Raw genomic sequence first — 7,269 nt, forward strand, 5'->3', positions numbered from 1 at the left:
GTTTTCGCTCCAATAAGAATTCAGTGATCCGCTGCGTTGCGCGGCGAGGCCTGGGCGCATACACCCAGGCTGGACAGAAATGCCTCGATGAAGGTCTTCAGGGGTCGGTCCGTCTGCACCAGCCTGGCTCGAAGCACGGCCCCTTCCCAGGCGATCCAGAAGAACTCGGCGAGCTGCTCGACGTCCAGCGCTGCCGAGATGGTTCCTGCGGCCTGAGCCTCCTTGAGGCAGCGTGCCACCCGCTCCTGCCAACCGACAAGAATGGCGTCGAGGCGTTCGCGAAAATCCGGAGGAAGGGCACCCAGCTCCTGGCTCAGGTTGCCGACCAGGCATCCCCGTGTGAAGCGGTGCTTGCGCATGCCTCTGGAGGCATCGGCGATGAAGTCGGCAAGCCGATCGAGCGGTGCGCGCTCCTGGTTCGACAACCATCGATCGAGCTTTCGCTTGAAGTAGTCGTCATAGGCGTCCATCACGGCCGCTCCGAACGCATCCTTGTTCGCGAAGTAGTGATAGAACGAACCCTTGGGCACAGTCGCCCGCTTCAGCACGGCATCCAAGCCCGTCGAACTGAAACCCTGCTCGGTGAGCAGCTCCATCCCGCATCGGATCAGTACATCGCGCGTTCCCGCATACGCCGGCGACGGCCGTCGGCCGCGTGCCACAGCTACTTTTGGTTTTTCGGTCATGCGTCAATTTTAGACCGATCGTCTATGGAACATCTACTGCTTTATCCGACATGCGCGCACCCACGGAGATCGCACCAACATGCGGCCACGCGCGCACTTTCATTGGGAACTTCGCACTTTATTGCGAGGCATTCGGATCAAATCCGTTGATTTTTCCAGGCTTCGTCGTTGGCCCGAGTCTTGCTGGTAAACCCCAATGCGAGTCCTAATTGACACAATGGGTCCTGTAGCCAATACTTTCGCCACCTCCTCACTTCTGCAGAAGGAAGCCCCATGAAGCCCCACTCCGTCAAGAATTGGCTTGTCGCCGCCGGCCTCGCCTGCCTGGCCATCACCACCGCGCTGGCCGACGAGCCGTATCCGTCTAAGCCGATCAAGCTCGTTGCGGGTTTCCCGCCAGGGGGGCCCACGGACATCATTGCCCGCGTGATTGCGCAGGCCCTCGGCAAGGAACTCAATGGCACGGTCATCATTGACAACCGCGCTGGCGCCGGCGGCGTCATCGGTGCCGAAGCCGTCGCCAGGTCGAAGCCAGACGGCTACACCCTGCTCGTTGCGGTGGAGTCCTCGCAGACGCGCGGCCAAGCCCTCAACCCGACGCTTTCCTATGACCAGCTCAAGGACTTCGCCTATGTCAGGAACGTCGCCAAGCAGCGCAATCTCGTCGTCGTAAATCCCGACGTGCCGATCAACAGCATCAAGGAACTCATCGCCTACGCCAAGGCGAACCCCGGCAAGCTGAATTTCGGCGGCACCTTCGGCGCCACGTCGCACATCGGCGGAACGCTCTTCGACGCGGGCAACGGCACGCATCTGACGTTCGTGAACTACAAGGGCGGCGCACAGCCCATCACCGACCTCCTGGCCGGCGTGGTGCAGGTCGGCTTCTTCACCGAGGCGACGGTCGCCCAGCACATCCGCGCCGGAAGGATCAAGGCCCTTGCGGTCGCCGCGCCGGAGCGCTCGCCCGCGTTCCCGGACCTGCCCACGCTCCAGGAAGCCGGCAGCAAGCCGATCGATCTTTCACCGTGGTTCGGTATTGCGGCGCCTGCCGGCACGCCGGGTCCTGTCGTCCAGAAGATTGCGGCGGCGCTCGACAAGGTGGTGACGAGCCCCGAGTTCCTGGCGCAGCTGGAGACGCTCGGCGCCGTTCCGGTGAAGGTGTCGACACCCGATCTGTACACCAAACAGGTGGCCAAGGAGATCGTGTTCTGGAACGATTGGGCGAAAACATTGACGACTCCCTTGGCCCGCTGAGCGACTGCCGACCGCGCATTCGAACCCGATGAACTTCTACGACCTCTACGACGAGAGACTGTCCGCGGCGGAAAGATCGCTCGTCCAGGCCGCCAGCAACTTCTGCCGCGGCGAATTCAGCGCCCATCTCCTGGGATCTCACACGCAGGGCCACGCCTACGATGTTTCATGGATCGACAGGTGGGCAAAGGAAGGCTTTCTGGGACTTCAAGCGCCAAGGGAATTCGGCGGCCACGATGCCTCGTTCCTCTGCAAGATCCGCGTGGCCCAGACGATGGCGGAGCATGGCTTTGCCGCCGCCTTCGCCATCAACAATCTGCAAGGCTCCGTGACTCGCGTGGCGCGCTTCGGTTCCGAGAGGCAACGTGCCGAGCTTCTCGGCGCCATGCTGGGCGGGCGAACGTTGTGCGCCCCCGCGATGTCCGAGCCCGATGGCGGCAGCGACCTGGCCGCGCTGAAGACGAGGGCACGGCGCGTGGACGGCGGATGGCTGATCAGCGGCACGAAGTCGTGGATCACCAACGGTTCGATCATCCAATGCGCAAACCTGCTTGCAAGAGTTGACCCAGCCGGCGCGGAAGCAGTCGGCGATATCGCGTCTTTTCTGGTGCCCCTGGTTGACGGGCCGACGCTGCGAAGGGAAGAACTCGTCATGCCGGGCGCCCGGTCCTTCCGACTGGCATCCCTGGTTTTCCAGGATCATTTCGTTCCCGACTGGTGTCTCTTCGACCCGCCAGGGCGGGCCTTCAAGTCTTCCATGGCATCGGTCAACGCCGCACGCGTTCATGTCGCGGCGATGTGCGTCGCCTCTGCCAGAGCGGCCTTGGCAGAGACGGTGGGCTACGCGGAATCAAGGCAAGCCTTTGGCAAGCCGCTACTCAGGCACCAGGGATTCGGGTGGGAGCTCGCGGAGGTCTCACTGCGCCTGGAGGCGGCCAATGCACTCGTGCTGCGCGCAGCGATTGCCGTGCAAACAGGAAAGGCGGCGCTGACGCTGGCCGCGCAGGCGAAAAAGTTCGCCGTCGACGTGGCCGTCTGGACACTCGACCAGTGCCAGCGTGCAATGGGCGCCACCGGCGCGAGCGCCGATCACCGCCTTGCCATGCTGTCGTGCGAAACACGGCTGGCGGCATTCGGCGATGGCACCAGCCAGATGCTGCTCGAACGCATAGCCAAAGGTCTGGCCAAAGACTATGGGCCCGCCCGCACAGAAGGAATCTGATCAATGAGAAATGTGGTCGTCAAGGACGCAAACGCGGCAGTCAGCGGTCTGCGCGACGGAGACACGGTGATGGTCGGGGGCTTCGGCGGCGCGGGGGTTCCGCGCGGGATGATCGAGGCAGTCTTGGACCTGCGGGTGCGCGAACTGACCGTCATCTCCAACAACGCAGGCTCCGGCGGCCAGGATCTCTCCCTGTGGTTCGGTGCGCGCATCGTCCGGAAGATCATCTGCTCCTATCCGCGAAGCGCAGACGTGTTCGCCGATCAATACCGGGCCGGCGAGGTTGAACTCGAGTTGGTTCCGCAGGGCACGCTGGTCGAGCGCATCCGGGCCGGAGGCGCAGGCCTCGGCGGATTCCTGACTCCGACGGGCGTGGGCACCGTGTTCGAAAAGGGCAAACAGAAGGTCGTGGTCGATGGCCGCGAGTTTCTTCTGGAGAAGCCCTTGCGCGCGCAGTTCTCATTGCTCAAGGGCCGGCAGGCCGATGCGCTCGGCAACCTGAACTACAACAAGACGGCACGAAATCATTCTGTGGTGATGGCTACGGCCGGAGAGGTGGTCTCAGTGGAAGTCGACGAACTCCGGGAGCCCGGCGAGCTCGACCCCGAAGGCATCGTCACCCCGTGCATCTTTGTCGATCGCGTCTTTCTCTCGAGGCCCGCATGAACTCTCTATCCAGACTGGAACTCGCGCGCCTGGTCGCACACCAGCTTCCCAAGCAAGGGTTCGTCAACCTCGGCATCGGAGCACCGACGAGCGTGGCGGACTATCTTCCCTCCGATACATCGGTCATGCTCCACAGCGAGAACGGCATCCTCAACGTCGGTCCCAAACCGGCCCAGGGAGAGGAAGACCTGGATCTGATCAATGCCGGGAAGGTGCCCGTCACGCTCGCCCGCGGCGGGTCCTTCTTCGACTCGAGCCTGTCGTTTTCGATGATGCGCGGAGGGCACCTCGACATTGCCATCCTCGGTGCGTTCCAGGTATCCCAGCACGGCGACCTGGCCAACTGGACCACCGGCGACCTGAACGGTGCGCCGCCGGCCATTGGCGGAGCCATCGATCTGGCCGTGGGAGCAAAACAGATATGGGTGATGATGGAGCACACCACGCGCGACGCCCAGCCTCGCCTGGTAGAGCGTTGCACCTTGCCACTCACGGCGGTGGGGGTTGTGGCCAAGGTGTTCACGAACCTCGCGATCATCGACGTCACCGGCGATGGATTCGTCGTGCAGGCGCTTTTCGAGGGTGCATCGCTCGAATCCGTGCAGCAACTCACCGGGGCGCCGCTGAAGCTGGCGCCAACGGTGAGGCGATTCTCCTCGGAAGGGGTGCTGGCGCCGCCCCCCTGAGGCCGGATTCAGGCTGCGGGTCGAGCCGCGGCTCTGAACCTATGCGGTGGCGGCGATCACGACAAGCGCCGAAGCTGGTTCGTCGGTGAGCGCGGTCAGCTTGTGCGGAATGGTGGAGTCGAACTGCACACAGTCGCCTGGCTCCAGGCGCTCCTTGCGTGCCCCGATCTGCATTTCGATGTGGCCGGTCAGGACAAAGAGGATTTCTTCGCCCTCATGATGGCTCATGATCCGGCCGCGCTTCTGGGTTTTCCCCGGACGCACGATGAACGCCCGCATCACGCGGTCGTTGCGAAGGCCCGCGACCAGCGAGAGATGCATCGTCGGATCTCCTGCAATGGACCCATTGCCCCGAACAATCGAAACGACATCCACTTCCGACTGCTGCCCAAAGAGCCGGTCTACCGTCACACCTAGGGCCTTGGCGATATTGAGCGCCGACTCGATCGACGGCGTGGATACGCCCCGCTCAATCTTCGACAAATAACTGCGCGTCAGCCCTGAATCCCGGGCCAGATTCTCCAGCGTCAGTCCGCTTTGGACGCGCAGGTACTTCAGATGTAGTGCCAAGACTTTGAAGGGATTCTCGTCAGACTGCGCAGCTGTACGGGAATCACTGGAAATTGCTGTGGGGCCTGATTCTGGCACGAGTATGGCGCCCATCGCCTCGCCCAGGATCGGCGCAACCACTTGTCCACTGCTTTCCAAAGCCGTCGCCTACAGATCGAGAACCAGGCGCGGTCCAGCACACTCCGCAACGCACACGATCACTTCATGCGCGCGTTCCTGGGGACTCAGGACGCGGTCGCGATGGATCGGCGGCCCCTCGATCCAGCGCGTACGACATGCACCGCAGATACCGCCTGCGCATGACACTGAGATGTCGGCCCCCATAGCTTCGAGGGTGGCCAGAAGGCCCACCTCAGGACGAACCTCTAGCTCACGTCCGCTCTTGGCCAGCACAACGCTATAGGATTGCGCGTCCGGGGTGGACGCCAACTTTGGCGCGCTGAACCGTTCCACATGCTTGCGGCTTTCGGGCCATTCAGCGACAGCGGCCTCGAATGCGTCGAGCATCCCAGCGGGTCCGCAGCAAAAAGCCTTTGCGTCCTGTCCAGATGCCTCCATCAGGGATTGGATGTCGGGCGGATTGACCTCGAGCGTGTTGTAGAGATGGACGCGTCCGCCCTTGACCGCCGCCTCCAGCATGTCGATCAGGCTCGGATTGCCCATGCTGGCCCAGTGCAGCTGGTAGTTCGCCTTTCCTTCACGCTCCAACGCCAGAATTGCAGAGACGAATGGTGTGACGCCTATGCCGCCCGCAACAAAGATGTTCATTCCGGTGGACAAGAGCTCCAGCCCGCTACGAGGTACCGAAACACCAATCACTTCGCCGGCACGAAGCTCGTCGTGTATGTGGCGGGTCCCGCCGCGCCCCTCCTCCTCGCGCTTGACGGCGACGACATATCTCCTGCAGTCGGCGGGATCGTTGCACAACGAATAGGTGCGAACGAGCCCGTTGCCCAAATGGAGGTCGATGTGCGCTCCGGGCCTGAACGCAGGCAAACGCCAACCGTCCTGGTCGGTCAGTACCAGCCGCTTGACCCCCGGCAAGGGCTCGTCGATTTCCCGAACGACAGCTTGGAGATGCTTGATGGCCTTAGGCATGTCACACCCCGCGGACGGCGTCGCCCACTCGGATGACGCCGCCTGTCAGAATCCGGCAGTTGAGCCCTGACCTGTTGATCAATGGATCGAACACGGCCTTGCCGAGGATCTCCTCGATGTGGCGACACGGCGTGGACAGCCGCGTTGCCTCGAGAAGCGTGTCTCCGACCCAGAACTGGCGCCCGACGAGATGATTGAGCGGCACACCTTCCACGGTCACGTTTCTACGATGCTCCTCGGGCAGCATCTGGATTTTTGCATCGCGCGCCAAGGCTTCCAGTGTCTCGATCTCGAACAGCGTGATCTGTCGTCCCTCCTCCGGCTTGTGGGAGTAGAAGCCGGACTCCCGTCCGATCAGGTACCGGTCTCCCTCGATGCCTTTGCCGGCCACGAGCTTCAGTTCGTCGAACGACTCCATGGGAAGGAAGGCGCGAGGCGTGATGTGCAGATATCGAACGACCCCCTTCCAGGCAGGAACGACTTGCCGTTCCTCGTGTTGGGGCGGTTGGTCTGTGGCAGTAAGCATGGACGCTCCTTGATAACGGCGATGCCGCCGGTCTGATGAAGGAACGCCATTATAGGACACTTTGTGTCCTATGGAACTCGCAAAAGCATTTTCGGTCGATCACGAGGGGCCTTAGGGATGGTCTTATATGGGCGCCTCCCGGATCGCAAGTAACTCGGGCTCTGGTGCGAATTTTTCGCGCAGCCGAACGACTTCGCGAGTGCGTTGCGCCTGTCAGGCCGAAAGCACCGCGTTCCAGATCGCGGGCGCAGCTTGGCCTCGCAGGCGCAGCCGGCCGAGATTGAATTGGCCCTTGCGGATGCGATGCAGCAACTCCACGCCGGCGATCGTCACCGCCGCTCGATCGAAGACTTTGAAGCCGAGCATGGGGTTGATGCGCGACTTCACGCCCCGATGGTCTTGCTCGATCATGTTGTTACCTGGCATGCTTATCCCTCGCGCCTTCCCGGCGCAAGGTTCGATGCCTCGGCGGAGTATCGTCGCCGCACCGGGATAGGGGCGACGGGAGCATGTCTTGCGGGCAGGCCGGAGTACCTGATGAGCTGCGAGCTCGTGTTG

At 62.6% G+C, this 7,269-nt stretch carries 9 protein-coding genes; 4 read left to right on the forward strand and 5 right to left on the reverse strand.

Annotation, left to right across the window (positions count from 1 at the left end):
* Nucleotides 1-20: 20 nt before the first annotated feature.
* Nucleotides 21-686 carry an acrylate utilization transcriptional regulator AcuR gene (acuR, locus tag AC1DYK_RS15675; RefSeq protein WP_478167151.1) on the reverse strand — a complete coding sequence of 222 codons (666 nt, stop codon included), beginning with the start codon at nucleotides 684-686 and terminating at the stop codon, nucleotides 21-23.
* Nucleotides 687-1,112: 426 nt separating this feature from the next.
* Here acuR and AC1DYK_RS15680 point away from each other — a divergent pair, with 426 nt between their 5' ends.
* From AC1DYK_RS15680 to AC1DYK_RS15695, 4 genes are read left to right on the forward strand one after another with little or no spacing between them, the layout of a single operon-like run.
* Complete coding sequence (locus AC1DYK_RS15680; protein ID WP_478167152.1) at nucleotides 1,113-1,943, forward strand: Bug family tripartite tricarboxylate transporter substrate binding protein; 831 nt, start codon at nucleotides 1,113-1,115, stop codon at nucleotides 1,941-1,943.
* Between the two features lie 28 nt (nucleotides 1,944-1,971).
* A complete protein-coding gene (locus tag AC1DYK_RS15685; RefSeq protein ID WP_478167153.1) occupies nucleotides 1,972-3,165 on the forward strand; it encodes an acyl-CoA dehydrogenase family protein in 1,194 nt (397 codons plus the stop codon).
* 3 nt (nucleotides 3,166-3,168) lie between these two features.
* Nucleotides 3,169-3,831 (forward strand): CoA transferase subunit A, encoded by a 663-nt coding sequence (locus AC1DYK_RS15690; RefSeq protein WP_478167154.1) that lies wholly within the window; start codon nucleotides 3,169-3,171, stop codon nucleotides 3,829-3,831.
* Nucleotides 3,828-4,517, forward strand: coding sequence for a 3-oxoacid CoA-transferase subunit B (locus tag AC1DYK_RS15695; protein WP_478092208.1), 690 nt, complete (start codon nucleotides 3,828-3,830; stop codon nucleotides 4,515-4,517). The genes AC1DYK_RS15690 and AC1DYK_RS15695 overlap by 4 nt, the downstream gene beginning before the upstream one ends.
* 39 nt (nucleotides 4,518-4,556) lie before the next feature.
* On the opposite strand, the gene AC1DYK_RS15700 is transcribed toward AC1DYK_RS15695, so the two are convergent.
* The 4 genes from AC1DYK_RS15700 to AC1DYK_RS15715 form a co-directional block, all read right to left on the reverse strand.
* Nucleotides 4,557-5,207, reverse strand: a complete 651-nt coding sequence (locus AC1DYK_RS15700; protein ID WP_478167155.1) for a helix-turn-helix domain-containing protein — start codon at nucleotides 5,205-5,207, stop codon at nucleotides 4,557-4,559.
* A 27-nt stretch (nucleotides 5,208-5,234) separates the two neighbouring features.
* The gene (locus AC1DYK_RS15705; RefSeq protein ID WP_478167156.1) at nucleotides 5,235-6,185 is read right to left on the reverse strand and encodes a PDR/VanB family oxidoreductase; all 951 of its coding nucleotides are present in this window, start codon (nucleotides 6,183-6,185) and stop codon (nucleotides 5,235-5,237) included.
* A 1-nt stretch (nucleotide 6,186) separates the two neighbouring features.
* Nucleotides 6,187-6,711, reverse strand: a complete 525-nt coding sequence (locus AC1DYK_RS15710; RefSeq protein WP_478158326.1) for an MOSC domain-containing protein — start codon at nucleotides 6,709-6,711, stop codon at nucleotides 6,187-6,189.
* A 213-nt stretch (nucleotides 6,712-6,924) separates the two neighbouring features.
* The coding region (locus AC1DYK_RS15715; RefSeq protein ID WP_478167157.1) for a DDE-type integrase/transposase/recombinase at nucleotides 6,925-7,269 on the reverse strand (345 nt) is incomplete at its 5' end.

Source organism: Variovorax sp. P2_H12 (assembly GCF_056403395.1).